The organism is Achromobacter insuavis, assembly GCF_902859645.1.
GTDB classification, from domain to species: domain Bacteria; phylum Pseudomonadota; class Gammaproteobacteria; order Burkholderiales; family Burkholderiaceae_B; genus Achromobacter; species Achromobacter insuavis.
Genome location: NZ_CADIJR010000017.1, coordinates 64,648 through 91,390, shown reverse-complemented (window position 1 = coordinate 91,390; position 26,743 = coordinate 64,648). Strand labels below are relative to the sequence as shown.

The window sequence follows — 26,743 nt, the reverse complement described above, 5'->3', positions numbered from 1 at the left end:
GGTTGCACCCGCGCCGGTGGCGTCGCCGCCCGCCGTCACGCCTCCGGCGCCGGTCGCCGCGGCGCCCGCCGCGCCCGAACCGGAAGCCGCGCCCAAGAAGGCGTCCTGGCTGTCGCGGCTCAAGCAGGGCCTGTCGCGCACCGGCCAGAGCATTGGCGGCATCTTCGTCGGCGTCAAGGTCGACGAGAACCTGTTCGAGGAACTCGAATCGGCGCTCATTATGGCCGATGCGGGCCTGGAGGCCACCGAGAAGCTGCTGACCGCGCTGCGCGCGCGGGTCAAGAAAGAGCGCATCGAGGACCCCGCCAAGGTCAAGACCGCGCTGCGCCAGCTGCTGGCCGATCACCTGCGCCCGCTGGAGCGCGCCTTCGACCTGAAGCGCACGCAGCCGCTGGTGGTAATGATCGCGGGCGTCAACGGCGCCGGCAAGACGACGTCCATCGGCAAGCTGGCCCATACCTTCCAGCGCCAGGGCGCCAGCGTGCTGCTGGCCGCGGGCGACACGTTCCGCGCCGCCGCGCGCGAGCAACTGATCGAATGGGGCAGCCGCAACAACGTCACCGTGATCTCGCAGGACGGCGGCGATCCGGCGGCGGTGGCGTTCGACTCGGTCAATGCCGGCCGCGCGCGCGGCGTGGGCGTGGTGATGGTGGACACGGCCGGCCGCCTGCCGACCCAGCTGCACCTGATGGAAGAACTGAAGAAGATCCGCCGCGTCATCGGCAAGGCCGACCCGGCCGCGCCGCACGAGGTGCTGCTGGTGGTGGACGGCAACACCGGCCAGAACGCGCTGGCGCAGATCCGCGCGTTCGACGCGGCCATCACCCTGACGGGCCTGGTCGTGACCAAGCTGGACGGCACCGCCAAGGGCGGCACGCTGGCGGCGGTGGCGGCGGGCAGCCAGGGCGTGCGGCCGATCCCGGTGTACTGGATCGGCGTGGGCGAGAGCCTGGAAGACCTGCAGCCGTTCGTGGCCGACGAATTCGCCGGCGCCTTGCTGGCCGACTGATCCCGGCCGCGGCGCCCCGCGCTGAAAACACCGCGCCCCACGTCTCCGGTATCGGAGGCGTGGGGCGCGGTGTTTGTGGCGGGCGCAAACGCGATCCGCGAAGGATCGCGTCGCCTTATTTCCAGAAGGGCTTGCTGCCGGCCAGGTCGTCGAAGGCGCGTTGCGCATCCACCGCCAGTTCCTCCAGGCGCGCGCTGATCCAGCCCAGCGCGAACCAGGCCTGCGGATGCGTGGCCGTACACGACTCGTAGTAGTCCTTGGCGACGGCCAGGTCGTTGATCTCGCCCAGGATGTCCTGCACCCGCGACAGCAGCTTGCGGTAGCCGCGCAGCTTGGTCGGCGGCAACAGCGATTCGGCGAAGGCCAGGCTGTAGCGCAGGCGCTTGCCGCGCTTGCGCAGGTCGTGGCGGGTGGGGATGTCGAGCGCGGCGAACTGGGTGCCCTGGTCGGCCACCTTGCTGTGCCAGCGATGCAGGCGCCGCGCCAGCTGCTTGTGCAGCTGCCGCGTGTCGGGCTCGGGCGCCAGCATCGGGATGATGGTGGGCTTGACGCTGGGACCGGCGACGCCGCCTTCCAGGCGGATGGCCGGTTCGGGCGCGACGTCGCTGGGCATGCCGTTGGCGATCGGCAGGCCGTCGCTGGTCGGCACCGCGGGCGGCACGTCCAGGCTCCATTCCAGCAATTCCAGCAGCCAGGCCTGGAAGGCCTTGCCGCCGGCGATGGCGCGGGCGTCCTGTTCGGGCGGCGCCGCTTCCATGGGGATGACCGGCATGCCGGCGCGCATCAGCGCGGGGGCCACGGTTTCGTTCAGCACGTCCTGGTCGCGGTTGGCGCCGAAGGCGGCGAAGTGCGCGCGCACGCCCTGCATGATGGCGTCGGGGACCGGCGCGATCCAGCCGTCGAACAGCTTCCAGCCCGAGCGCAGGCGGCGGATGCCGACGCGCAGCTGGTGCACGTGTTCGGAGTTGCCGGCGCGGTACACGCCTTCGGTGTCGACCTCGGCCAGCACCGCGGCGTTGCGCGCGATCTGGTCCAGGCATTCGGCGGCGATGCGGCCCATGGCCTGGGGCGCGGTCATGTCTTCGCGCAGCTTGACGGCGGCGGCGCCGCGCGGCGCCCAGAACTGGGCGATGGCCTGGGCGCGGCGGCTGTCGAGGTCGTCGCCGGGGATGGCGTCGACGTCGGCCAGGCGCTGCGCCAGCTGGGCCAGCGCGTCGCCGCGCTCGGACTTGCTGCGCGGGTCCAGCACCAGGCTGTGGCGCTGCTGCCAGCCGCGCGCGACCGCGAAGATGGCGGCGGGGCGGCCCGAGACCAGTTCGAATTCGAGTTCGGAGATCGGCAGCTCCAGCGCGCCGGCGCGCAGGATGCCGGTGTCATAGGCCAGCTCGACCGTGCCGTAGCGGGTGCGCACCTTGCGCAGCATGCGCTGCACGTCGGTTTCATAGCGCAGGCCGAGTTCGCCCTTGATGGCGGCCAGCGCGGCCTCGACTTCGGTGCCGGCGTAGACCGACAGGTCGAGCACGGGGCCGGGCCGCGGGTGGTTCAGTTCGATGCGGGTGATGGCGTTGATGCCGGGCATCTTGAGGGTCTGCACCCAGTCGCGGCCTTCCTGGCGCAGGCGAATGGCGATGCGGGCCTTGGCCAGCTCACGCTCGGGCGTGTCGAAGTACATCGCATGCAGGCGGATGCGCGTCGCCTCGCGTTGCTTGATCTCTCGCAGCACGGCCTGGCGGGAAGCCGTGGGCACGTGCAGTTTTAGTTCCTGTTCCGACATGGCGGCGGGTGTCCAACGGCAAAAGCCGAGATCTTAATCAAAGGGGGAGGGATGTTTGATGACCGGTCATATTTATTTCACAAATGCTCGTTCGAGCATAGACCGGGTTGCGGTGCATCAACAATCGTCCGCAAGCCGTTCGACCGACATTCTGGGCGTTGATTGCGTCCGCTCAATTACCCAGTTTCAGTGATAGGCAAAGCGGGGTCGAACTTTTCTAATTGTAATTGGCGGGCCGGACGCTTTTCGCGGGGCCTCGAGACCCATTCGCGCCCGCCCCGGCACTGCCGGCGACGGGCCATGACAAGAAAGAAGAGAGGCCCATGAACCGCACCTATCGCATCGTCCAGAGCCGAGCCACGGGCCAGTGGCAGGTGGCCAGCGAGCACGCCCGGGGGCGGGCCAAGGGCGGGGCGCCCGCCATGGCGCTGGCGGCCGTCCTGGCGCTGGCCTGCGCCGTGCCCGCCGCGCAGGCGGTGGCCGGCGCGGCGGTGACCGGCGACGTGACGCCCGTGGTGAACTGGGGCGATGCCAATGACCTCATCGTCGGCAATACCGCGGCCGGTTCGCTGCAGATCGAACCCCCGGGGGCGGCCGTGCGCAGCGCCAGTGGGTGGCTGGGGTTGACGACGGGCGGCGTGGGCACGGCGAAGGTCTCGGGCCTGGGCGCGTACTGGATCATGAACGGCAGCCTGGTCGTCGGCGCCAGCGGCAGCGGCACGCTGACGCTCGCCAACCACGGCTCGGTCACGGTGGGCGCGAATGGCCAGGGGTTTGCCGAGCTGGCCCGCAATCCCGGCGCGGTCGGCGTCATCAACATCGGCAGCGCGCCCGGCAGCGTGTCCACCGATGCCGCGGGCGTGCTGGACGCGGCGGAGGTCCGCTTTGGCGCGGGCAGGGGCTCGCTGAACTTCAACTCGGTGAGCACGGTGCTCTTCAGTTCGGCGCTGGTCAGCAGCGCGGCGGGCCGCCACCAGCTCAATCATTACGCCGGCATCACGCAATTGCTGGGCGACAGCGCGCGCTTCAACGGCGATACCACCGTCAGCGGCGGCGAACTGCGGATCCTCAACGTACTGGGCACGGAGGAAGGGCGGATCGATGCCGGCGTGGCGGCCGGCGCCACGGCCAGGGTCAAGGTATCCAATTCCGGGTCGACCTGGGCCCTCACCGGCAATCTGTTCGTCGGCGGCGCCGGGCCTGCTGAATTGAGCGTCTCCAACAGCGGCACGGTCTCGAACCAGTTCGCCACGGTCGATGCGCTGCAGAACGGCGTGGCGACAGTGACGGTGGCCGATGCCGGGTCGCTCTGGAGCAATCGCGCGGCGCTGCTGGTCGGGTCGGAAGGCGGGCAGGGCCGCGTATCGATCCTGGCTGGCGGGTATGTGACCAGCAACGACGGCTACATCGGGCGCAACCAGAATGGCAGCGGGACCGTCAACGTGTCGGGATCCGGTTCGGCCTGGGTCAACGGCGGCATGCTGCGGGTGGGCGATGTGTCGGGTCGGGGCGTGCTGAACATCGGCGCGGGCGGCCTGGTGTCGAACACCGACAGTTTCGTGGGCAGCGTGGGCGGCAGCGGCGATGTGGTGGTCAGCGGCGCCGGCGCGACCTGGAACAATGCCGGCGCGATGAACCTGGGGTTCGGTCTGGGCGCAGGCGCCGGCACGCTGACCATCGCCGACGGCGGCAGCGTCAATGTCGGCGTGGGCGGCAACGGCACCGTCTCGCTGGTCAACGGCGCGATATTCCCGTTCGGCGGCTCGGGCACGCTGAACATCGGCGCGCCCGTGTCCGAGCCGGCGGCGGGCGCCGGCACGCTCAATGCGGCCGCGCTCGAGTTCGGCGCCGGCCGCGCCACGCTGAACTTCAACCATACCGACACGGCCTATCGCTTCGCGACGCGGCTGTCGAGCGTGGGCAGCGGCATCCACGGCCTGAACCAGGTGGCCGGCACCACCCTGCTGACGGGCGCCAATGGCGCCTTCCTGGGCAAGACCACGGTGTCGGGCGGTCGGCTGGTGGTGCTGGGCCAGTTGGGCGGGGCGGCGGAAGTGACGGGCGGGACGCTGCAATACGGCGATGGCGGCGTTGGCGCGGCCAACCGGGTGGCCGCCGATCTGAAAGTGTCGGGCGCCGGCAGCACGCTGGCGCTGCGGGGGCCGGCGACGCTGGCGGTGTCGGGGGAACTCGACATGGCGGACCACACGGTGCTGGACATCATGGCGGGCGGGAACGTGCCGCTGCGCGCCAACATCGTCACGCTCGGCGCCGACGTGACCTTCCGGCTGGGCGGCATTGCAAGCACGACCCTTACCGATGTCGTGCTGATCGACGCCGCCACCGCCATCAACGGCGACTTCGCCACGCTGAGCACCGGCGGCTTCGCTGGCGCGGTGGACTATCTGAGCGTCAACACGCGCAAGTCGGCCGACAGCCGCCAATACCTGGCCAGCTACGGCCTGACCTGGACCGCCGGCAACAGCCTGGCGCATGGCACGTTCACGCTGGCCAACGCCACGGATCGGTTCACGGTGGGCGCGGCGCTGGCCGACCAGGCCGCCAACGCGGCGACCGGCTGGAATGGCAGGACGCTGACCAAGGCCGGCGCCGGGACGCTGGTGTTGAGTGGCGCCAACACCTACAGCGGCGGCACGCGCGTCACGGGTGGCGCGCTGGAGGTCGAGCGCGACGCCAACCTGGGCGCCGTCGCCGGTGGCCTGGCGCTCGAGGGCGGTGGCATGCTGGCGACCACCGCGACGTTCGATACGGCGCGCGCCGTTACCGTGACGCAGTCGGGCGGCTTCGACGTGGCCGCCAACACCACGCTGGGCCTGACCGGTGCGCTGTCGGGCAGCGGCGACCTGATCAAGGCCGGCGAGGGCGTGCTCGACCTGAAGGGCGACGGTTCCGGCTTCACCGGCCGCACGCTCGTCAATGGCGGCCGGCTGGCGATCAACGGCCGGCTGGGCGGTTCGTTCACGGTGGCCGATGGCGGCGTGCTGGGCGGCAATGGCACGATCGGCGCTGGCGTGGGGTCGAGGGTCACCGTGGCCAATGGCGGCGTGTTGTCACCGGGCAATTCGATCGGCATGCTGACCATCGACGGCGACCTGGTGATGCAGCCGGGGGCGCGTTATCTGGTCGAGGCGGATCCCGCGGGCGGTAGCGCCGACCGCGTCCACGTCACCGGCAACGCCACGCTCAACGGCGGTTCGGTCGTGCACATCGGCGCCAGCGGCAACTACGGTCTGCGCGCCAGCTACACGATCATGGAAGTGGACGGCACGCTGTCCGGCCGCTTCGATACCGTGTCGTCCGATTTCGCGTTCCTCACGCCCAGCCTGGACTACGACTACGGCGCGGGCCGCGTGTCGCTGAACCTGGCGCGCAACCAGGCCGGCATGGCGTCGAAGGGCGCGACGCGCAATCAGCGCGCCGCGGCCGCGGCCATCGACAGCATCGGCCTGGCCGGCGGGCATGCGCTGTATGACGCCGTCGTGCGCCTGCCGGACGATGCGGGCGCGCTGCGAGCCGGCTTCGATCAGTTGTCCGGCGAGCTGCACGCCTCGGCCAAGACCTTGCTGCTGCAGGACAGCCGTTACCTGCGCGACGCCATGAGCGGCCGCCTGCGCGCGGCCGCCGGCAACGGCACCGGTCCCGCGCCATTGGTGGCGGCGCTCGGCGGCGGCGCGCCATTGCCGGCCGACCTGAACGGGCCCGCCAGCTGGATCCAGGGCACGGGCAGCTGGAGCCGGATCGACGGCGACGGCAATGCCGCCCGCGCCAAGAGTTCGACCGGCGGCTTCCTGATGGGAGTCGACGCGCCGGTCGGCGACGCCTGGCGGCTTGGCCTGATGGCGGGCTACAGCCGCACCGACTTCGACGTCAACGACCGCGCGTCGTCCGGCCACAGCGACAACTACCACCTGGGCGCCTACGGCGGCGGCCAATGGGGCGCGTGGGGCCTGCGCGGCGGGCTGGCCTATAGCTGGCACGACATCGCCACGCGCCGCTCGGTCGCCATGCCGGGCTTGGCCGACCGCCTCAAGGCCAGCTATGACGGCGGCACCGCGCAGGCCTTCATCGACCTGGGGTATCGCATCGAGATGGCGGCCGTCGCGCTCGAACCGTTCGCCAGCCTGGCCTACGTCAACCTGCGCACCGACGGCTATCGTGAAAGCGGCGGCCCCGCCGCGCTGCACGCCAGCGGGCAGACCACCGAGACCCGCTTCACGACGCTGGGCCTGCGGGCCGCGTCCGGCTTCGCGTTGGGCCGGGCGCAGGCCATGGCGCGCGGGTCGCTCGGCTGGCGTCATGCGCTGGGCGACGTCACGCCGGTGACGACGCAGGCCTTCTCGGCCGGCGACGCGTTCACGGTGGCGGGCGTGGCCATCGCCCGTGACAGCGCGGTGATCGAGGCGGGCCTGGATCTGCAGGTCACGCGCAGCACCAGCTTCGGCCTGGCCTACCAGGGGCAGTTAGCCAGCGCGGCGCGGGATCATGGGGTGCGGGCCAATCTCGCGATCCGCTTCTGATGCGTCCCGCGCGGGCAAAAAAAACCGCCCGTTGCCAGGCGGCGCAAAGGAACGTCGTTTGCGGGCGCGTCAGAGGATGCGCTTGCGCGCCTGGGTGATGAGGATCTCGGCCAGCACCACCACCACGAAGATGGCGGCCAGCACCAGCGCGACGCGGTCCCACTGGAACAGGTTGAGCGCGGTGTCCAGCGCCATGCCGATGCCGCCGGCGCCGACCAGGCCGAGCACGGCGGATTCGCGCACGTTGATGTCCCAGCGTAGCAGCACGATGGACCAGAACGCCGGGCGGATCTGCGGCCAGTAGGCGTACCAGATCACCGAGGCCTTGCTGGCGCCGGTGGCGGTGACGGCCTCGATCGGGCCGCGCTGCGCTTCCTCGATCGCTTCGCCCACCAGCTTGCCGACGAAGCCGATGGAGCGGAACGCGATGGCCAGCGTGCCGGCCAGCGCGCCGGGGCCGAAGATGGCGATGAACAGCAGCGCCCAGACCAGCGAGTTGACCGAGCGGCTGGACACCAGGACCAGGCGCGCGAGCATGTTGATGGTCTTGCTGGGCGTGAGGTTGTTGGCCGCCAGCAGGCCCACGGGCACCGCCATGATGACCGACAGGATGGTGCCGAGCGTGGCGATGTGCAGGGTCTCGATCAGCGCGTCGTGCACGCCGCCGCGATAGTGGGCCCAGTCCACCGGCCACATGCGCTGGAACAGGTCGGCCATCTGCTCGGGCGCGTCGTACAGGAACTCCGGGATGACCTCGACGCCGCGGATGGCCTGCACGATGGCGGCCACCAGCAGCAGGTAGAGGGCGAAGCGCAGCAGCCGCTGGCCCAGGCTGTAGCGGTGCCAGACGCGCGGCGCGTTGGCGGTGGGCAGGGTGGGGGCGTGCGTGTTCATTTGTCCGCCTCCGTCTTGCGCGCGGCCCGGTAGGCCGCCTTGGAGGCGCTGGAGCCCAGGCCGCGGGCGCCGGCGAAGCGGCCCTGCAGGATGCGGTCGAAGCCCAGGTTGTCCAGGAACACGGCGCGCACGAAGCCCGCCAGGATCTCGCCCAGCATGATGATGGCGATCAGGGTCAGCAGGATGGCGCTGACGAAGTCGTAGTCGAAGCGCTGGAAGGCCGAGAACAGCGTGCCGCCCACGCCGCCGGCGCCGACGATGCCGACCATGGTGGAGTTGCGCAGGTTCGAGTCGAACTGGTAAGTGGCAAAGCCGATGAAGCGCGCGAACACCTGCGGCAGCACGCCGAAGGCGAGCACGTTGGCGAACGAGGCGCCGGTGGCGCGCACCGCTTCGACCTGCTTGAGCGAGATTTCCTCGATGGCCTCGGTGAACAGCTTGCCGATGAAGCCGATCGAGGCCACCGTCAGCGCCAGGATGCCGGCCAGCGCGCCAAAGCCCACGGCCTTGACGAACAGGATGGCGACGATCACCGGATGCAGGGCGCGGCACAGCGCCACGAGCGAACGGGCAGGCCACGAGACCCACGCCGGCATCAGGTTGCGCGCGCCCAGCAGGCCCACGGGCAGCGCGAACAGGATGCCCAGCACCGAGGCCAGCACGGCGATCTCCAGGCTCTCGGCGATGCCCTTCCACAGCGTGGCGGGCTTCTCGAAATTGGGCGGGAACATGCGCGCCAGGAAGGTCGACGCATGGCCCATGCCGCTTTCGAAGCGGGCCCAGCTGAAGTCCAGCTGCGCGGCCGCGTAGACCGTGTACAGCACCAGCAGCAGCACGCCGGCCTTGGCGCGGCCGGACAGCGCGAAGGGACGCGGGTGGGACGGACGAGGAGTCATTACGCCAGCCAAGACTCGCCTCCGTAGATGGTCTTGAGCATGTTGGCGTCCAGGCCATGGCCGTCGCCGTCATAGACCACGTGGCCGCCCGACATGCCGACGATGCGGCCGGCGTAGCGCCGCGCCAGTTCGACGTCATGGATGTTCACGATCACGGGGATGCCGCTGGCGTCGCCCTGCGCCGCCAGCAGCTCCATGATCTCGACCGAGGTCTTGGGGTCGAGCGACGAGGTCGGCTCATCGGCCAGCAGCAGTTGCGGACGCTGCATCAGCGCGCGGGCGATGCCCACGCGCTGGCGCTGGCCGCCCGACAGGGCGTCGGCGCGCTGGTCGGCGAAACCCGCCAGGCCGACGGTATCGAGCAGCTGGTAGGCGTGCTCGATGTCCTCGGCCTCGAAGCGGCGGGTCCAGGCCTTGAAGGCGCCGGTGTAGCCCAGCCGTCCGGTCAGCAGGTTTTCCATCACGGTCAGGCGTTCGACCAGGTTGTATTCCTGGAACACCATGCCGATGCGCCGGCGCGCGCGCCGCAGCGACGCGCCACGCACCCGGGCCAGGTCGACCGCGCCGTCGCCGGACTCCAGCACGATCTCGCCGCGGGTCGGCTCGATCAGCCGGTTGATGCAGCGCAGGAGCGTGCTCTTGCCGGTGCCGGAGGGGCCGATGATGGCGGTCAGGCCGCGTCCCGCGATCTGCAGGTCGATGCCGTTCAGTACCGGCCGGCCGGCCCGGTATTCCTTGACCAGGCCGGAAATGCGTAGCGACGTCGTCATGCTGATTACTTCTTGCTCTTGGCGGATTCGCGGTCGTAGGCGGCGCGGTTGAAGCTTTCGCCGCCGGATTCGGCGACCTGGCGCACGATGGCCCAGTCCTTCTGATAGGTCACCGGATAGAAGCGGTCGGCGCCGTCGAAGGCCTTGGACATCTCGGCCGGGAAGCGGTAGTCGTAGAAGCACTTGAGCATCTGGTCGCGGAACTTCGGCTCCAGGTCATGCGCGTAGGCGAACGACGAGGTGGGGAATTTCTCGCTCTTGTAGATGACGCGGAAGTCGGCTTCCTTGACCTGGCCGCGCTCGATCATGCGCTTGAACACGTCCGAGGCCACGGCGGCGGCGTCGTAGTCGCCCGAGTTCACGCCCATGACGGACTGGTCGTGCTTGCCCGAGAACACCACCTTGTAGTCCTTGTCGGGCGTCAGGCCTTCCTTGGGGAACAGCGCCACGGGCGCCATGTGGCCGGAGTTCGACGACGGCGCGGTGTGCGCCAGCTTCTTGCCCTTGAGGTCGGTGAGCTTCTGGTAGGGGCTGTCCTTCTTGACGATGACGATCAGGTTGTAGCCCTGGAAGCCATCGGCGTAGCCCTTGACGGCGAACGGCACCGCGCCGGCGATGTTCACGGCGAAGGCGGTGGGGCCGGTGGAGAAGCCGCCCACGTGCAGGCGGCCCGAGCGCATGGCCTCGATCTCGGCGGCGTTGCTCTGCACCTGGTAGAACACCACGCGCTTGCCGGTGCATTCGGACAGGTGCTTGGTGAACGGCTTGAAGATGTCTTCGTACACCGCCGGGTCTTCCACCGGGGTGTAGGTGAACACCAGGGTCGACGGCGTCTTGAGCTTGGCCGGATCGGTGGGCGTGTCGGCCACCAGGTCCTTGTTGGCGTCGCAGTACATCTGGTCCAGGTCGCCCCGGTTCGGGCAGGTGTCGGCGGCGTGGGCGGTGGACGCCCCGAACGCTCCGACCGCGAGCGCGGCCAGCGAGGCCGCTTGCAGGTGACGCAATGCGCGCATCGTATGTCTCCTCTTATAGGTCTGAATATGACTGGTAACTGAATTCAAACATACAAGCGGGGGACGGACACTTGGGAAAGTCCCTGCCTTTTTTTTCGGGATTTGTTCGTTTTGTTCGCTTGGAATTCGTTTCTGCGCGAACGAGGCGACGGCCCGCGGGCGGATCGGGAGATCCGCCGCGGGGCGTGGGTCAGGCGGGGAGACAGGTCAGGCGCGGTAGCCGAGCTTGCGCGAGATTTCCTGCGCGCAGGCCAGCAGGGGGCGGGCGATGGCGCCGTCCCAGGACACGTCGAACAGGCCGGTGGGGCCCAGGCTGGTCAGCGCCAGCACGATGTTGCCGGTGTTGTCGAATACCGGCACCGACAGGGCGTCGACGCCCGGCAGCGGGTTGCCCAGGGCGCGCGCCATGCCGTGCACGCGGATGTCGGCCAGTTGCGCCTCGATGTTGGCGCGGGTGGCCTTGCGCGGCGGCGGCACGCTGGCGATGACGGCGGTGTCGCCTTCCTCGCGGGCGATGTAGTGCTCGCTGACCTTGGGCGGCAGCCAGGCCGCGAACACCAGGCCGGTGGCGGTGTGCAGCATGGACATCACGGTGCCCTTGCGCATGTTCACGTGCACCGGGTAGCTGGCCTCGGTCATGTGGATCATGGTGGGGCCGTGCGAGCCCAGCACCGCGATCCCCAGGGTGTGGCCGATCTCGGATTGCAGCTTGGCGATCTCGGGCATGGCGATGCGCACCGGATCCAGCCGCTGCAGGCTGACCAGTCCCATCTGCAGGGCGAACGGCCCCAGCTCGTACTGGCCGGTGATGCTGTCCTGCTGCACCAGGCCGACGCGGATGAAGCTGACCAGGTAGGGGTGGGCCTTGGCCGAGGTCATGCCGGCGCCGGCGGCCAGGTCGCGCAGCGTCAACGGCTTGGCGGCGTCGACCAGCGCGGCCAGCAGCGGCACGCCGACTTCGATGGACTGGATGCTGCGGCGGCCGTCGTTGGCGGCGGGGGCGGCGGGTTTGGTGGTGGCCACGGTGCGTGCCTCAGGCGGTGACGGCGCGGGCGGCCAGCAGGCGGTCGGCCATCTCGGTGAAGCCGGCGCCGCCATGGAACGCGGCCACGTAGGCGGGCCGGCGCGTCAGGCGGTGCAGCTGCGACTGGATGTTGGCCACGCCGACCGAGACCGGGAAGTAGGCGAACATCGGTTCGTCGTTGGGCGAGTCGCCGATGAAGAGCGTGCTGTCGAGCGCGCTGGCCACGTCGATGCCGAATTCGCGCTGGAACAGGGTGCGCGTCATGGTCAGCTTGTCGTAGTCGCCGAACCAGCCGTTGACGTGGATGGAGCTGACCTTGGCCTGGGCGCCGGCGTCTTCGAAGATGCGCACGATGCGGCCGATGTCGGCCTCGGGCAGGGGCGGCACGTCCTCGCAGAAGTCGATGGCCAGGTCGGCCACGCGGTAGTCCTGGTCGCTGGCGACGGCGGCGCCGGGCACCTCGGCCAGCACCCGGTCGCGGATGGCGTCCAGCTGCTTGCGGCTGGCCTGGCGCGAGGCCGCGTCGGTCCAGTAGTGCGTGACCATGCGGCGCGCCTGGCGGTCGTAGGCGTAGTAGAACGCGCCGTTCTCGCCGACCACCGCGCGCACCGGCCACATGCGGGCGATGTGGTCGCACCAGCCGGCCGGGCGGCCGGTGATCGGCACCACCTGGATGCCGGCCTGTTCCAGGCGTTCCAGGGCGGCGTAGGCGTCGGCCGGCAGCCGGCCTTCGGTGGTCAGGGTGTCGTCGATGTCGGTGAGCACGACGCGGATCCCCGCCGCGACGGTCGAAGGCATGGCCGCAAGGGCTTGCATGGCGTTTTTCCTTGGTTTTATGGGGTGTTCTCCGGCCGAAAGTTTAACCGGACGGCCCTGTTTGGGCGGGGGCGGCGCGGTCCGGTAGGGGATATGGCGCCAGGGGCGGTAAAATCCGGGCTTTCCCGCCTGGTTTGCGTGCCCGCCATGTCCGTCCAGTTGTCCCCGTTGCCCGGCTCCGAGCCGGAATCCTTCGATATCGCCTCGGTCGCCGAGATCATCGCCGAGCTGCGCGCCGGCCGCATCGTCATCCTGGTTGACGAGGAAGACCGTGAAAATGAAGGCGACCTCGTCATGGCCGCCGAATTCGTCACGCCCGAAGCCATCAACTTCATGGTCACCCACGGCCGCGGGCTGGTGTGCCTGACCCTGACCGAAGAGCGCTGCCGCCAGCTGGACCTGCCCCTGATGGCGGCCCGCAACGGCACGCGATACGGCACCAATTTCACCCAGTCGATCGAGGCCGCCGAAGGCGTCGAGACCGGCATTTCGGCCGCCGACCGCGCCCGCACCATCCAGGTGGCGGTGGCGCGCGACGCCAAGCCGTCCGACCTGGTCCAACCCGGCCATATCTTCCCGGTACGCGCCGTGCCCGGCGGCGTGCTGGTGCGCGCCGGCCACACCGAGGCGGGCTGCGACCTGACCGCCATGGCCGGCCTGACCCCGGCCGCCGTGATCTGCGAGATCCTCAAGCCGGACGGCACCATGGCGCGCCTGCCCGACCTGGTCGAATTCGCCCGCGAACACGGCCTGAAGATCGGCACCATCGCCGACCTGATCCAATACCGCAGCGAGCACGAATCCATCGTCAAGCGCGTCGGCAAGCGCAGCATGCAGACCGCCTGGGGCACGTTCGAGGCCGTGGCCTACGAAGACGCGGCCACCGGCTCGGCCCACCTGGCGCTGGTGCATGGTACCGTGACGCCTGACGTCGAGACCCTGGTGCGCGTGCACGAGCCGGCCTCGGTGCTGGACGTGCTGGATACCGGCGCCAGCCCGCACAGCTGGGGCGTGGCGCAGGCCCTGCAGACCATTTCGCAGGCGCCGGCCGGCGTGCTGGTGCTGATGAACTGCCAGTCCTCCACCGAACACCTGTTCGCGCAGATCGCCGGCTGGAACGACCCCAAGGCCAATGCCAACCCCGCCAACGCCGACCGTTTCGGCCTGCGCACCTACGGCATCGGCGCCCAGATCCTGCGCGACCTGAACGTGGGCCAGATGAGGCTGCTGGCCCGGCCGCGCAAGATGCCCAGCATGGCGGGCTTCTCGCTCACCATTACGGGTTACGATTGCGACCCTCTGAACACTCCCGCAACACACTGAAGGCCGACACATGAACCCTTACATCCTTACCCCCGACCTGAACGGCGAAGGGCTGCACATCGGCATCGTACGCGCCCGCTTCAACGAAGAGATCGGCCAGGCCGAGCTCGAAGCGTGCCTGAAGGAACTGGCCGAACTCGGCGTGGACGAGCGCGACGTGATGGTCGCCACCGTGCCCGGCGCCCTGGAACTGGGCGTGGCCCTGTCGCACATGGCCGAGACGTTCGAGTTCGACGCCCTGATCGCGCTGGGCGCGGTCATCCGCGGCGAGACCTATCACTTTGAAGTGGTCAGCAACGAAATGGCCACTGCTATCACCCGCATCTCCCTCGAGACCGGCATCCCGGTCGCCAACGGCGTGCTGACCGTGGACACCGACGAGCAGGCGCAAGCCCGCGCCGCCGGCAAGGGCCGCGACTGCGCCCAGGTGGCCGTCGAAATGGCCAACCTGGTGGCGGCCCTGGAGCCCGAGGAAGAAGACGAAGACGACGAAGACGAGGACGAAGATTTTGACGACGAAGAAGACGACGACCAGCGCTGATAGCGCGGCGCAAGCCCGCGCCAACGCCCGCAGCGCGCGCCGCCGTGCGCGCGAATTCGCGCTGCAGGGCGTGTACGCGTGGCTGCTGCGCGGCGGCGAAGGCACGCAGGACGCCGGCGAGATCGACGCCCACCTGCGCGACACCGAGGAATTCTCCGAGGCCGACGCGCAGTGGTTCAAGACCTTGCTGCATGGCGTCCTGCGCGAAGCGCCCGCGCTGCGCGAGCGTTTCACGCCCTACGTCGACCGCCCGCTGGCCGAGCTGTCGCCGGTCGAGCATGGCATCCTGCTGATCGGCAGCTTCGAACTGATCCATCATGTCGAAGTGCCGTACAAGGTCGCCATCAATGAAGCCGTGGAACTGGCCAAGTCGTTCGGCGGCACCGACGGCTTCAAGTTCGTCAACGGCGTGCTCGACAAGCTGGCTGCGGACGTGCGCGCGCACGAAATCAAGAAGTAGATCTTCCCCCCCGAAGCGCTGCGCGCTTCCCCCCCAGGGGGGCGCCGCTGCGGACCGGCGGAGCCGGATCCGCGCGGCCCGGGTCTGGGGAGGCCTATTTCATTTGGGGAGCCCATTTTTTTGGGGTGAGCTTCCTGGGGCAAGCTTCCTATTGCGGTGAGCTTTCCCTCGTTCCTTTGGCGATCCTCCCTTTGGAGCGGGGCTCCTGTTTGGGAGTCAATACCGGCTGTTGCGCCGGACTGCGGAGTTGTCGTGGCGTCCGAATTCGATCTGATCGCGCGCTATTTCACGCGCTCCGCGCCGGCGGGGCTGCTGGGCGTGGGGGATGACTGCGCGTTGTTTCCCGTGCCGCCCGGCGAACAGGTGGCCACCAGCACGGATCTGCTGCTGGAAGGCCGGCATTTCTTTCCCGATGTCGATCCGAAGGCGCTGGGGCACAAGGCCCTGGCGGTGAACCTGTCGGATCTGGCCGCCATGGGTGCGCGGCCGATTGGTTGCGTGCTGGGGCTGGCGCTGCCGCGGCTGGATGAGCCTTGGCTGGCGGCGTTTGCCGACGGGTTCCATGCGCTGGCCGCGGTCCATGGCTGCCCGTTGATCGGCGGCGACACCACCCGCAGCGCCCATGACCTGGCCATCAGCGTGACCGTGTTCGGCGCCGTGCCGGCCGGCGCCGCGCTGCGCCGCGATGGCGCGCGGGCGGATGACGATATCTGGGTGTCCGGCGAGCTGGGCGCGGCCGACGTGGCCTATCGCCTGCTCGACGGACAGTACCCGGCCGACGCGGCGCGGCTGGCCGCGACCCGCGGCGCGCTGGAATGGCCCGAGCCGCAGGTGGCGCTGGGGCTGGCGCTGCGCGGCACCGCGCACGCCGCCATCGATATTTCCGACGGCCTGCTGCAGGACCTGGGCCATATCCTCGCGGCCAGCCGCGTGGGCGCGGTGCTGCGGGAAGACCGCATGCCCGTGGCCGCCGCGCTGGCCGGCATGCCCGCCGATCCGGTGCGCCGCGCCGTGCTGGGCGGCGGCGACGTCTACCAGCTTTGTTTCACCGCGCCGGCCGCCCGCCGCGACGCCGTGCTGGCCGCCGCGCAGGCGGTGGGCGCGCGCGTGACCCGGGTGGGCCGCATCGTGGCCCAGCCGGGATTGGCGGTGCTGGACGCCGACGGGCAAGCGCTGGCCCAGCTGCCCGCCGGTTTCGATCATTTCCCCGCGGCCTGAGCGGCCGCCGGCCTGGCGAGGCGCGTCGCCAAACCCTGGCACAATCGCTGCCACAGGCATCGCCTTCCACGCCGCCATTCTCCAGCCATCACCAGGCCCTCATCCATGCCGTCCTCTGCCCCCCATTCCCCGTCGATGCGCGAACGCTCGCGCGCGGTCTATCCCTCGCTGTCCTGGGTCTGCCGCGATCCCGGCCGGCTGATCGCCTTCGGCCTGGGCAGCGGCCTGATCCGGCCCGCCTCGGGCACTTGGGGCACGCTGCTGGCCTGGATCATCTGGGTCGCGGCCGCGCCGGCCGCTTCCGACCTGGCTATCGGCATCTTCCTGGCGCTGGCCTTCCTGTACGGCTGCTGGGCCTGCGACCGCGTCGGCCGCGAACTCCAGCAGCCCGATCATGTCGGAATGGTGTGGGACGAGATGGTGGCGTTCTGGCTGGTGCTGTGGCTGACGCCGGCCGGCTGGTTGTCGCAGGCGCTGGCGTTCGTGCTGTTCCGCACGTTCGACATCGTCAAGCCGCCGCCCATCAAGTTCTTCGATGCCCGCCTGAAGGGCGGTTTCGGGGTAATGTGGGACGATATCGTCGCGGCCGGATACGCCTTGCTGATCATGGCGCTGGCCGTGCGCACAGGAGTCTTGGGATGAACCAGCAACACGAAAGCACGCGGTCCAATCTGTCGGCCGAACAACTGGCGCAGGCCACCGCCTACGGCCTGGCCGAGCGGCTGGGCGATACCCTGCGGCGCCTGGGCCTGATCCTGGGCACCGCCGAATCGTGCACCGGCGGCCTGCTGGCCGGCGCCGTGACCGCGGTGCCGGGCTCCAGCGAATGGTTCGACCGCGGCTTCATCACGTACAGCAACGACGCCAAGGTCGCCGAGCTGGACGTGTCGCCGGATGCCTTGCATCACTTCGGCGCGGTCAGCGAACCGGTGGCGCTGGAGATGGCCAACGGCGTGCTGCTGGCGTCGCCGGCGGCGCAGGTGGCGGTGTCCACCACCGGCATCGCCGGCCCGGGCGGCGCCACGCCGGGCAAGCCGGTGGGCATGGTGTGCTTCGGCTTCGCGCAGCGCGTCGGCGACGGCATCAGCAGCCGCGCCGTCACCCACGTGTTCAGCGGCGACCGCGCGCAGGTGCGCCAGCAGGCGGTTGAATTCGCGCTGCGCGGCGTGCTGGAACTGCTGGGAGCGCCGGTCAACCGGCGTTGAAGAGGCCGCGCGTCATGGCGCGGCCCGGGAATATCGCGGCGGGGGCCGGGCGGCCCCCGCAAGCGGCGCTCAGCGCACCGCGTTGATGGCGTCGCGCAGGCCGCGCGCCGCCTTGCCGGCGGCTTCGCGCCAGTCGTCGCCGCCGCTGGCGTAGATGATGGCGCGCGACGAGTTGATCATCATGCCGTTGCGCGCGGCGTTGGCGCCGGCGTTGACCGTGGCGGTGATGTCGCCGCCCTGGGCGCCGATGCCGGGCACCAGCAGCGGCACCGCGTCGCCGATGCGCTGGCGCACCGCGGCCAGCTCGTTCGGGAAGGTCGCGCCCACCACCAGGCCGCATTGGCCGTTGGCATTCCACTTGTCGGCCACCAGCCCCGCCACGTGCAGGTACAGGGGCTCGCCGTTATCCATCTTGAGGAACTGCAGGTCCGAACCGCCGGGGTTGGAGGTGCGGCACAGCACGATCACGCCGCGGTCGCGCCAGGCCAGGTAGGGCTCGACCGAGTCCAGCCCCATGTACGGGCTGACCGTCAGCGCGTGCGCCTGATAGCGCTCGTAGGCTTCGCGGGCGTAGTTCTCGGCGGTGGAGCCGATGTCGCCGCGCTTGGCGTCCAGCACGATGGGCAGGTCGGGATGCTTGTCGCGGATGTGCTGGCACAGCGCTTCGAGCTGCTCTTCGGCGCGGTGCGCGGCGAAGTAGGCGATCTGCGGCTTGAAGCTGCAGGCGTACGGCGCGGTGGCGTCGACGATGTCGCGGCAGAACTGGAAGATCGCGTCCGGCTTGTCCTGCAGTTCGCGCGGGAAGCGCTGCGGGTCGGGATCGAGCCCGACTTGCAGGAGCGAGTTGCTGGTGGTCCAGGCGTGTTCGAGTCTTTGGAGGAAATTCATGGGGAGGTTCAGTGCAGTTTGACCCGGGGGCGCGTGCGCCGCATGAGCAGGCGCGCCAGGGCCAGGGAGGCGGTGCGTGAGATGCCCAGCACCGCTTTGTGGTGCATCAGGTGCAGGCTCATGTACATCAGGCGCGCCAGTGTACCGCTTACGAACAGTCCCCGTCCGGCCAGCTTGCCCATCAGGCTGCCCACGCCGGCGTCCTGGCCCAGCGAGACCAGCGAGCCGTGGTCCTCGTAGACGTAGGGGGCGGTGGGCTCGGCCGCGCGGCGCAGGCGCGCGGTGAGCTTCTTGCACAGGTAGTCGGCCTGCTGGTGCGCGGCCTGGGCGCGCGCCGGCACGGTGCGGCCGTCGCGCCAGGGCGCGGCGCAGCAGTCGCCCAGCGCCAGGATGTGCGGATCGGCGGTTTCGAGCCGTTCGTTGACTTCGAGCTGGCCCAGCTTGTTCAGCGGCAGGTCCAGCTCGGCCAGCAGGGCCGGGCCCTTGATGCCGGCGGCCCACATGCACAGCCGCGCGGGGAATTCGCGGCCGTCGGCGGTCTTGACCGAATCGGCGGTGACTTCCGAGACCCGGCAGGCGGTTTCGACGCGGATGCCGAGCTCGGTGAGCCGCGCGGTGGCGGCGGTGGAGATCTTCTCGGGCAGCGCCGACAGGATGCGCGGCGCGCCCTCGACCAGCGTGATCGCCAGGTCGCGCTCGGCACGGAAATTCGGCAGGCCGTAGGCGCTGACCACGTGGCTGGCCTCGACCAGTTCCACCGCCAGCTCGACGCCGGTGGCGCCGCCGCCGACGATCACCAGGTCCAGCCGCGCCGACGGGTCGCGCACCTTGGCCTGGTCGACCAGCGCCATGGCCTTGAGCATGGTCAGGCGGAACTGCTCGGCGTTCTCGGTGGTGTCGAGCGTGACGGCGTGTTCGGCCGCGCCCGGGGTATTGAAGAAGTTGGAGGTGCTGCCCAGCGCCAGCACCAGCGTGTCGTAGGCCAGTTCGCGGCGCGGCAGCACTTCCTGGCCTTGCGCGTCGGCCACGGCGTCCACGGTGACCTGGCGGCGTTCGCGGTCGACGCCGACCAGTTGGCCCTGCGCGAAGGAAAAGCCGTTCAGGTGCGCCAGCATCAGGTAGGACAGGCCTTCCTGGTGGATGTCCAGTGTGCCGGCCGCCGCTTCATGCAGCGACGGCTTCCAGATGTGGAACGGGCGGCTGTCGACCAGCGTGACGTGCTGGCGGCCATGGACGCGGCCGAGCTTGGCGGCCAGTTCGAGGCCGCCGGCCCCTCCGCCGACGATGACGATACGTTCCGAGGTGGCTGGCGTCGAGTTGGGCATCATGGCTCCCAGTATAGAGGCGCGGGCCCCCGGACGGGCAAGCCTGCGCCGGGGTTCAGTGCATCACGAAGCGGCTGACCGCCACGCCGACCCAGACAGCCACGGTGAACAGCAACAGCAGCATGACGGCGGCGCTGCCCAGGTCCTTGGCCCGGCCCAGCAGCGGATGGGTGTCCACCGACAAGGCGTCGGCCAGCGCCTCGACCGCCGAATTCAGCAGTTCCACCGCCAGCACCAGCACCACGGTGCCGATGAGGAAGAATACCTCGACCGTGGTGCGGCCCAGGAAGAACGCGGCCGGGATCAGCAGCACGGCCAGCGCCAGTTCCTGGCGGAAGGCCGCTTCGTACTTGATGGCGGCCTGCAGACCCTGCAGCGAGTAGCGCAGCGCATTCAGGATGCGGCGCAGGCCGCCGGTGCTTTTGTAGGGCGAGTGATGCGGATCGGTCGACATGGGGAATGTAATAAGGCCGGGTGTGGCGGCTTTTTAACAGATATGGATTGCCGGCGTGGCGCGGCGAGGGGCGGGCAGGCCGGCCGGGCATGTCTTGGTAACGTCGAGTTACGTTTTGCCTTCGTCACGCCCATGCGATACCCTTGCGACGCGCGGACCCGCGGCGGGGCATCGACCCCGCCCGCCGTGTGCAATTTCCCTACCAACGCGCCTATCTGCAGGCCACGCGGCAGACGCATGACGGCGCTCTATGGCACGGCAATCCATGCTCGAACGCTTGAATACGGAGTCTTTGGCGCGTCTTCCCGCAGACGTGGAAAAACCCGCCTACGATCGCAGCCGGCTCACGCCGGGCATCGTGCACCTGGGGCTGGGCGCCTTTCACCGCGCGCACCAGGCGGTGGTGACGGACATGGCGATGGCGGCCAGCCAGGACCTCAGCTGGGGCATCCTGGGCGTGTCGTTGCGCAGCCCCGCCACCCGCGACGCGCTGGCGCCGCAGGACGGCCTCTATACGCTGGCGCTGCGCGACCATGACGCCGACGGCCAGCCGCGCGAGCAACTGCGCGTGGTGGGCGCGGTGCAGCGCGTGATGGTGGCCGAGGAAGACCCCAACGCCGTGCTCGAACGCATCGCCTATCCGCAGACGCGCATCGTCAGCCTGACCATCACCGAGAAGGGCTATTGCCACGAGCCGGCCACCGGCCACCTGCGCTGGGACGACCCCGACATCCTGCATGACCTGGAAAACCCGATCCGCCCGCGCAGCGCCATCGGCATGCTGGTCTACGGCCTGGCGCTGCGGCGCGAACGCGGCCTGCCGGCGCTGACGCTGCTGTCCTGCGACAACCTGCAGGCCAACGGCGACACCCTGCGCAGCCTGGTGCTGGCCTTCGCGCTGCGGCTGGACGTGGCGCTGACCGGCTGGATCGACGCGCACTGCACCTTTCCCAATTCCATGGTCGACCGCATCGTGCCGGCCACCCGCGACGAGGACCGCGCGCGCATCACGCAGCGGCTGGGCATGGAAGACGCCTGGCCGGTGGTCGGCGAGCCCTACCTGAACTGGGTGATCGAGGACAAGTTCGCGGCCGGCCGTCCCGCCTGGGAAGCGGCGGGCGTGACCTTCGTGGCCAACGCCGCGCCCTACGAACGCCTGAAGCTGCGCATGGTCAACGGTCCGCATTCGGCGCTGGCCTACCTGGGCGCGCTGCTGGGCATCGAGACCATCCGCGAAGCCGCGATCCTGCCGGCGCTGCGCGCGTACCTCGATGACATGATGCGCCACGAGATCGCGCCGACGCTCAAGGGCATTCCGGACTCGGGGCTGGAAGGCTATCGCCAGCGCTTCCTGGCGCGCGTGGACAACCCGGCGCTGCCGCAGCCGACGCGCCAGGTCGCGATGGACGGTTCGCAGAAGCTGCCGCAGCGGCTGCTGGCCACCATCCGCGACCGCCTGCGCGGCGGTGACGACATCCGCCGCCTGGCGCTGGCGGTGGCGGCCTGGCTGCACTATCTGCGCGGCGAGGACGAGAACGGCGCCAGCCATGCGATCCAGGATCCGCTGGCCAGGCCGCTGGCCAGGCTGGTGGCCCGCGCCGACGTCGCGGCGCGGGCGGCGGCGCCCAAGCAGGCCGCCTATCGCCGCGCGCTGGTGCTGGCCGGCTATCGGCCGGTGTTCGGCGACCTGGGCGAGAAGCCGGTGTTCGTGGCCGCGCTGGCCGCGCAGCTGGAGACCCTGCGCGAACACGGCGTGCTGCATGCGCTGGAAGCCGTGGCGCGCGAACCCGAGGCCATCGTCCCGTCAGACAGCCTGGCGCTGGCCGACGCCATGGATGCGGCTGACGCCGATGCGGCGGCGCAGCCGCGGGAAGCGGCGGGCGTGGGCATGTGACCTCGCGGCGCGGCGCCGGCGGCCGCCGCGCTACACGCCCAGGTAGTGCAGCAGGCGCGGCTCGTCGTCGATGAAGGCCTGCGAGGTGCCGCTCCAGGCCACCCGGCCTTTCTCGATGATGGCGTGGCGGTCGGCGGTGGCCAGCAGCGGCTCCAGGTTCTTGTCGATGCACAGCACCGCCAGCCCGGTGCGCTTGAGGCTTTCCAGCGCCTGCCAGATCTCTTCGCGCACCACCGGCGCCAGGCCTTCCGTGGCTTCGTCCAGGATCAGCAGGCGCGGGTTGGTGAGCAGCGCGCGGCCGATGGCCAGCATCTGCTGCTCGCCGCCCGACAGGTGGCTCCCCAGGTGGCGCGCGCGCTCGGCCAGGCGCGGGAACAGCGCGTAGACGCGTTCCAGGGTCCAGGGCTGCGCCAGCCCCTGGCGGTTGTGCGCGGTGGCCACCAGGTTCTCGCGCACCGACAGGTTGGGGAACACGTGCCGGCCCTCGGGCACCAGGCCAATGCCGCACTGCGCCACCTTGTAGGCCGGCAGGGCGGCGATGTCGCCGCCGTCGAACGTGATGGCGCCGCGGCTGGCGCGGTTCAGGCCCATGATGGCCTTGACCGTGGTCGACTTGCCCATGCCGTTGCGGCCCAGCAGCGTCACGAACTCGCCCGGGCCGATATCCAGGTCGATGCCGAACAGCGCCTGGCTGGCCCCGTAGTGCGCGGTCACGCCGCGCAGCGACAGCAGCGCGCTCATGCCGGCGCTCCCTGCGCGCGGCGGCCGGCGTGGCCGCGTTCGCTGCCCAGATAGCACTCGCGCACCTGCGGGTCGTTGCGGATCTGGTCGGCGTCGCCGCAGGCCAGCGCGCGGCCGTACACCAGCACCGTGATGCGGTCGGAGAGCGCGAACACCGCCTGCATGTCGTGCTCCACCAGCAGGATGGTGTATTGCCCGCGCAGCTGTTGCAGCAGCCGCGTCATGGCCTCGGATTCGTGCTGGCTCATGCCCGCCATGGGTTCGTCCAGCAGCAGCAGGGTCGGCCGGCAGGCCAGCACCATGGCCAGCTCCAGCTGCCGCAGTTCGCCATGCGCCAGCGCGGCGGCGGGGGTGTCGGCGCGCGCGTCGAGCCCTGCCAGCGCCAGCGCCTCCCGCGCCGGCTCGCGCAGCGCCGGCGTGGCCAGCAGCGGCCGCCAGAAGCGGAAGCCGTGGCCGCGCCGCGCCTGCACCGCCATGGCCACGTTCTCCAGCGCGGTGAACGGCTTGAACACCGAGGTGATCTGGTACGAGCGCGCCAGCCCGCGGCGCACGCGCCGTTCGACCGGCAGGCGCGTCACGTCCTCGCCATCGAGCAGCACGCGGCCGCCGTCGGGCCGCAGCTCGCCGCTCAACTGGCCGATCAGCGTGGTCTTGCCGGCGCCGTTGGGGCCGATCACGGCATGCAGTTCACCCGGCCGGATGTCCAGCGACAGGTCGTCGGTGACGGTCAGGCCGCCGTAGCGCTTGACCAGGTGTTCGACGCGCAGCGCGCTCATCGCGGTTCTCCGGTGGGGTGGGGCAGGGGACGCGCGGCGCGCAGGCGCAGCGGCGCGTCCGGCAGGCCGCCATAGAGGCCGCGGCGCGACACCAGCACCACGCCCACGATCAGCAGGCCCATCACCAGCATCCAATGGTCGGTCAGCAGCTTCAGGCCTTCCTCCAGCAACAGGAAGGCCAGCGCCCCGGCAACCGGGCCGACCACCGTGCCCAGTCCGCCCAGCGCCACCATCACGATCAGCTCGCCGGAGGTGGTCCAGGCCAGGTACGAGGGCGACACATACAGCGTCAGGTTGGCCAGCAGCACGCCGGCCACGCCGCACACCATGGCCGACAGCACATAGGCCGCCAGGCGATAGCGCAGCGTCGCGAAGCCCAGCGCGCGCATGCGCCGCTCGTTGGCCTGGCAGCCGCGCAGGACCATGCCGAACGGCGCGTGCACCAGCCGGTGCAGCGCGGCCAGCGCCAGCAGCAGCACGCCGAACGCGGTGTAGTACAGCGCCAGCGGCGTATCGAGCCGGAACAGGCCGAAGTCGCTGCCGGCGAACAGCGACATGCCGTCATCGCCGCCGAAGCCCTCCAGCCCCGTGGCCAGGAAATAGAACATCTGCGCGAACGCCAGCGTGATCATGATGAAGGCGATGCCGGACGTGCGCATCACCACGTAGCCGCTCACCAGGCCGACCACGGCGCAGGCGCCCAGCGCGGCCAGCAGGTGCAGCCAGCCGTTCTCGATGCCGTAGTGGTTCAGCACGCCGACGGCATAGGCGCCCAGGCCCAGGTACAGCGCGTGGCCGAAGCTGACCATGCCGCCGTAGCCCAGCAGCAGGTTCAGCGCCAGCGCGGCGATGCCGTACACCAGCACGCGGCCGAACAGCGCCAGCAGGAACGGTTCGCCCTGCCATTGCGCATACAGCGGCACCAGCGCCAGGAGCAGCAACAGCGCGCCGGCGGCGAGCGTGCGGGGAGAGAGTCGAAGCATGTCGGGGCCTCCTTGGGCGCTATCCGTGCCGCACGGGAAACAGGCCCTGCGGCCGCAGCGCCAGCACCAGCGCCATGACGATGTAGATCAGCATCGAGGCGATCGCCGGGCCGGCCGCGTTGGCGGCGGCCGGCGGCAGCGCGGCGCGCAGCAAGGCCGGCAGCAGCGCGCGGCCGAGCGTGTCGACCAGCCCCACCATCAGCGCCGCCAGGAAGGCGCCGCGCACCGAGCCGATGCCACCGATGACGATCACCACCAGCGTCAGGATCAGGATCGGTTCGCCCATGCCGGTCTGCGCCGACAGGATCGGCCCGGCCATCAGGCCGGCCACGCCGGCCAGCACCGCGCCCAGCACGAACAGCAACGTGTTCAGGCGCGCGATGTTCACGCCCAGCGCGCCCACCATCATGCGGTCGGTGGAGCCGGCGCGGATCAGCATGCCCAGCCGCGTGCGGTGGATCAGCGCGTAGCAGCCCGCCGCCACCGCCAGCCCGGCCACGATGATGAGAAAGCGGTACAGCGGGTAGGTGACGCCGAGCAGATCGATGGTGCCCGACAGCCACGATGGCAGGCCCATGCTGATGGGCGCCGGGCCCCAGATGATGCGGGTCAGCTCGTTGAAGAACAGGATGAAACCGAAGGTGGCGAGCACCTGGTCCAGGTGCTCGCGCGGATACAGCCGCGCCAGCGCGATGCGGTCCAGCAGCAGGCCCAGCAGCGCCATGCCCGCCACCACGGCGGCCGCGGCCAGCAGGAACGAGCCGCTGTGGCGGAACACGGTGGCCGCGATGAAGGCGCCCATCATGTACAGCGAGCCGTGCGCCAGGTTGATGAAGTTCATGATGCCGAACACCAGCGTCAGGCCGGCGGCCAGCAGGAAAAGCAGGATACCCAGCTGCAGGCCGTTCAGGGCCTGCACCAGCAGCAATGTCGCGGACATGGCGCCTTACCTCGTTCTTGCCCGGCAGGCCGGCGTCATTTCATGGCGCACTGGGCGGCGTACTGATCCGAGACCTTGGACAGGTCGGCGAAGATCGGGCCCTTGTTGACGAAGCCGACCTTGCCGTCCGCGCCCGCCGCCACGTCGGCGCGGAAGAAGCCGGCCGCCGGGAAGTGGTTCGGCTGGTAGCGGAATTCGCCGCGCACCGACTGGAAATCGGCCGCCTCCAGCGCCTTGCGCAAGGCTTCCTTGTCGTCGGTCTTGCCGCCGGTGCGCTTGAGCGCCGAGCCGATCAGCTGCGCCGCGTCCCACGACTGGGCCGCGTAGCTGGACGGCTCGCGGCCGTACTTCTGGCGGAAGGCGGCGGCGAAGTCCTTGTTGGCGGCGTTGTCCAGGTCGGGCGAGTACGGCACGTTGGTGACCGCGCCGAGCGCGTCCTTCTGCAGCGCGGGCAGGGTGGCGCCGTCGATGGTGTCGACCGACAGCAGCGGGATCTTGTCGAACAGGCCGGCCTGGCGGTACTGCTTGATGAAGTTCACGCCCATGCCGCCGGGAAAGAACACATAGGCGGCATCGGGCTTGGCATCGGCCAGCGCCGCCAGCTCGACCGAGTAGTCGGGCTGGTTGACCTGGGTGAAGACCTCGTTGACCACCTCGCCCTTGAAGAAGCGCTTGAAGCCGGCCATGGCGTCCTTGCCGGCCTGGTAGTTGGGCGCCAGCAGGTAGACCTTCTTGAAGCCCATCTGGTTGGCCATCTCGCCGCTGCCTTCGTGGCGCTGGGTGTTGTTCCACGAGGTCGAGAAGAAGAACGGCGAACAGTCCTTGCCGGCCAGGTTGGTGGGGCCGGCGTTCGAGCCCACCAGGAACACGCCGGCGCCGGTGACCGGCCGCGCCACCGCCAGCATCACGTTGGAATACACCACGCCGGTGATGATCGGCACCTTGTCGCTCTGCACCAGCTTGCGCGCGGCCTGCACGCCGACCTCGGGCTTGAACTGGTCGTCTTCCTTGATGACCTGCACCGGCACGCCGCCGAGCTTGCCGCCGCCCTGTTCGACGGCCAACATGAAGCCGTCGAGCTGGTCCTGCCCCAGCACCGAGCCGGGCCCGGTCAGGGTGGTTAACAGGCCGATCTTCACATCGGCCCAGGCGGCGGCGCCGGGCGCCAGGGCGACGGCCGCGGCGGCGGCCAGCAGATGGATGCGTTTCATGGTGAATCCCCTTGCGTTGCCGTGTCTCACGGTCATGGTTGGCGGGCGGC

General features: G+C 70.1%; 24 protein-coding genes and 1 pseudogene. 9 read left to right on the top strand and 16 right to left on the bottom strand.

Annotated features, from left to right (window positions below; genetic code table 11):
* The first annotated feature begins 16 nt into the window (after window positions 1-16).
* Window positions 17-1,009: a signal recognition particle-docking protein FtsY gene (ftsY, locus tag H0523_RS12065; RefSeq protein WP_257225119.1), complete on the top strand. Its 993-nt coding sequence runs from the start codon at window positions 17-19 to the stop codon at window positions 1,007-1,009.
* A 115-nt stretch (window positions 1,010-1,124) separates the two neighbouring features.
* Here the strand turns inward: ftsY and H0523_RS12060 are convergent, their stop codons facing one another.
* On the bottom strand, window positions 1,125-2,783 hold the full coding sequence (locus H0523_RS12060) for a CYTH and CHAD domain-containing protein (protein ID WP_054428938.1): 1,659 nt from the start codon (window positions 2,781-2,783) through the stop codon (window positions 1,125-1,127).
* 323 nt (window positions 2,784-3,106) lie between these two features.
* On the opposite strand from H0523_RS12060, the gene H0523_RS12055 reads away from it, so the two are divergent.
* On the top strand, window positions 3,107-7,321 hold the full coding sequence (locus H0523_RS12055; RefSeq protein ID WP_082412370.1) for an autotransporter domain-containing protein: 4,215 nt from the start codon (window positions 3,107-3,109) through the stop codon (window positions 7,319-7,321).
* A 69-nt stretch (window positions 7,322-7,390) separates the two neighbouring features.
* On the opposite strand, the gene phnE (H0523_RS12050) is transcribed toward H0523_RS12055, so the two are convergent.
* The 6 genes from phnE (H0523_RS12050) to H0523_RS12025 all read right to left on the bottom strand — a co-directional run bounded on the left by phnE (H0523_RS12050) (window position 7,391) and on the right by H0523_RS12025 (window position 12,734).
* Entirely contained in the window at window positions 7,391-8,215 is an 825-nt protein-coding gene (gene phnE, locus H0523_RS12050; protein ID WP_054428937.1) for a phosphonate ABC transporter, permease protein PhnE, read from the bottom strand.
* Window positions 8,212-9,111 (bottom strand): phosphonate ABC transporter, permease protein PhnE, encoded by a 900-nt coding sequence (phnE, locus tag H0523_RS12045; protein WP_054428934.1) that lies wholly within the window; start codon window positions 9,109-9,111, stop codon window positions 8,212-8,214. Before phnE (H0523_RS12045) ends, phnE (H0523_RS12050) begins: the two co-directional genes overlap by 4 nt.
* On the bottom strand, window positions 9,111-9,881 hold the full coding sequence (gene phnC, locus H0523_RS12040) for a phosphonate ABC transporter ATP-binding protein (protein WP_054428933.1): 771 nt from the start codon (window positions 9,879-9,881) through the stop codon (window positions 9,111-9,113). The genes phnE (H0523_RS12045) and phnC overlap by 1 nt, the downstream gene beginning before the upstream one ends.
* A gap of 5 nt (window positions 9,882-9,886) precedes the next feature.
* Window positions 9,887-10,894 carry a phosphate/phosphite/phosphonate ABC transporter substrate-binding protein gene (gene phnD / locus H0523_RS12035; RefSeq protein WP_054428931.1) on the bottom strand — a complete coding sequence of 336 codons (1,008 nt, stop codon included), beginning with the start codon at window positions 10,892-10,894 and terminating at the stop codon, window positions 9,887-9,889.
* Window positions 10,895-11,101: 207 nt separating this feature from the next.
* The gene (locus tag H0523_RS12030) at window positions 11,102-11,917 is read right to left on the bottom strand and encodes an IclR family transcriptional regulator (RefSeq protein ID WP_054428930.1); all 816 of its coding nucleotides are present in this window, start codon (window positions 11,915-11,917) and stop codon (window positions 11,102-11,104) included.
* A gap of 10 nt (window positions 11,918-11,927) precedes the next feature.
* Complete coding sequence (locus H0523_RS12025) at window positions 11,928-12,734, bottom strand: HAD-IIB family hydrolase (protein WP_054428928.1); 807 nt, start codon at window positions 12,732-12,734, stop codon at window positions 11,928-11,930.
* Window positions 12,735-12,881: 147 nt separating this feature from the next.
* On the opposite strand from H0523_RS12025, the gene ribBA reads away from it, so the two are divergent.
* From ribBA to H0523_RS11995, 6 genes are all read left to right on the top strand, one after another.
* On the top strand, window positions 12,882-14,057 hold the full coding sequence (ribBA, locus tag H0523_RS12020; RefSeq protein ID WP_054428927.1) for a bifunctional 3,4-dihydroxy-2-butanone-4-phosphate synthase/GTP cyclohydrolase II: 1,176 nt from the start codon (window positions 12,882-12,884) through the stop codon (window positions 14,055-14,057).
* A 10-nt stretch (window positions 14,058-14,067) separates the two neighbouring features.
* Entirely contained in the window at window positions 14,068-14,598 is a 531-nt protein-coding gene (ribH, locus tag H0523_RS12015; RefSeq protein WP_006391339.1) for a 6,7-dimethyl-8-ribityllumazine synthase, read from the top strand.
* Window positions 14,567-15,058 carry a transcription antitermination factor NusB gene (nusB, locus tag H0523_RS12010; RefSeq protein WP_006391338.1) on the top strand — a complete coding sequence of 164 codons (492 nt, stop codon included), beginning with the start codon at window positions 14,567-14,569 and terminating at the stop codon, window positions 15,056-15,058. The genes ribH and nusB overlap by 32 nt, the downstream gene beginning before the upstream one ends.
* Window positions 15,059-15,310: 252 nt before the next feature.
* Complete coding sequence (gene thiL, locus H0523_RS12005) at window positions 15,311-16,276, top strand: thiamine-phosphate kinase (RefSeq protein ID WP_054460405.1); 966 nt, start codon at window positions 15,311-15,313, stop codon at window positions 16,274-16,276.
* A 135-nt stretch (window positions 16,277-16,411) separates the two neighbouring features.
* Complete coding sequence (locus H0523_RS12000; RefSeq protein WP_054428925.1) at window positions 16,412-16,918, top strand: phosphatidylglycerophosphatase A family protein; 507 nt, start codon at window positions 16,412-16,414, stop codon at window positions 16,916-16,918.
* Window positions 16,915-17,481: a CinA family protein gene (locus tag H0523_RS11995; RefSeq protein WP_054428922.1), complete on the top strand. Its 567-nt coding sequence runs from the start codon at window positions 16,915-16,917 to the stop codon at window positions 17,479-17,481. The genes H0523_RS12000 and H0523_RS11995 overlap by 4 nt, the downstream gene beginning before the upstream one ends.
* A gap of 69 nt (window positions 17,482-17,550) precedes the next feature.
* On the opposite strand, the gene pyrF is transcribed toward H0523_RS11995, so the two are convergent.
* The 3 genes from pyrF to H0523_RS11980 are packed head-to-tail and all read right to left on the bottom strand — an operon-like array spanning window position 17,551 to window position 20,148.
* Complete coding sequence (gene pyrF / locus H0523_RS11990; RefSeq protein WP_054428920.1) at window positions 17,551-18,369, bottom strand: orotidine-5'-phosphate decarboxylase; 819 nt, start codon at window positions 18,367-18,369, stop codon at window positions 17,551-17,553.
* 8 nt (window positions 18,370-18,377) lie between these two features.
* Window positions 18,378-19,697 carry an NAD(P)/FAD-dependent oxidoreductase gene (locus H0523_RS11985; protein ID WP_054428918.1) on the bottom strand — a complete coding sequence of 440 codons (1,320 nt, stop codon included), beginning with the start codon at window positions 19,695-19,697 and terminating at the stop codon, window positions 18,378-18,380.
* Window positions 19,698-19,749: 52 nt separating this feature from the next.
* Window positions 19,750-20,148, bottom strand: a complete 399-nt coding sequence (locus H0523_RS11980) for a diacylglycerol kinase (RefSeq protein WP_006391332.1) — start codon at window positions 20,146-20,148, stop codon at window positions 19,750-19,752.
* Window positions 20,149-20,413: 265 nt separating this feature from the next.
* Between H0523_RS11980 and H0523_RS11975 the strand changes: the two genes are divergently transcribed.
* Window positions 20,414-22,042 carry a mannitol dehydrogenase family protein gene (locus H0523_RS11975; RefSeq protein ID WP_054428917.1) on the top strand — a complete coding sequence of 543 codons (1,629 nt, stop codon included), beginning with the start codon at window positions 20,414-20,416 and terminating at the stop codon, window positions 22,040-22,042.
* Window positions 22,043-22,072: 30 nt separating this feature from the next.
* On the opposite strand, the gene H0523_RS11970 is transcribed toward H0523_RS11975, so the two are convergent.
* From H0523_RS11970 to H0523_RS11950, 6 genes and pseudogenes are all read right to left on the bottom strand, one after another.
* Window positions 22,073-22,783, bottom strand: coding sequence for an ABC transporter ATP-binding protein (locus tag H0523_RS11970; RefSeq protein ID WP_054428915.1), 711 nt, complete (start codon window positions 22,781-22,783; stop codon window positions 22,073-22,075).
* Window positions 22,780-22,947, bottom strand: a complete 168-nt coding sequence (locus H0523_RS32460; RefSeq protein WP_369817049.1) for an ABC transporter ATP-binding protein C-terminal domain-containing protein — start codon at window positions 22,945-22,947, stop codon at window positions 22,780-22,782. The genes H0523_RS11970 and H0523_RS32460 overlap by 4 nt, the downstream gene beginning before the upstream one ends.
* Before the next feature lie 99 nt (window positions 22,948-23,046).
* A pseudogene (locus H0523_RS32455) lies at window positions 23,047-23,493 on the bottom strand (ABC transporter ATP-binding protein); the annotation flags it as partial.
* A gap of 62 nt (window positions 23,494-23,555) precedes the next feature.
* On the bottom strand, window positions 23,556-24,542 hold the full coding sequence (locus H0523_RS11960; protein ID WP_054428913.1) for a branched-chain amino acid ABC transporter permease: 987 nt from the start codon (window positions 24,540-24,542) through the stop codon (window positions 23,556-23,558).
* Between the two features lie 19 nt (window positions 24,543-24,561).
* Complete coding sequence (locus tag H0523_RS11955) at window positions 24,562-25,482, bottom strand: branched-chain amino acid ABC transporter permease (protein ID WP_049076096.1); 921 nt, start codon at window positions 25,480-25,482, stop codon at window positions 24,562-24,564.
* Window positions 25,483-25,517: 35 nt separating this feature from the next.
* Entirely contained in the window at window positions 25,518-26,693 is a 1,176-nt protein-coding gene (locus H0523_RS11950; RefSeq protein WP_054428912.1) for an ABC transporter substrate-binding protein, read from the bottom strand.
* Window positions 26,694-26,743 lie beyond the last annotated feature (50 nt).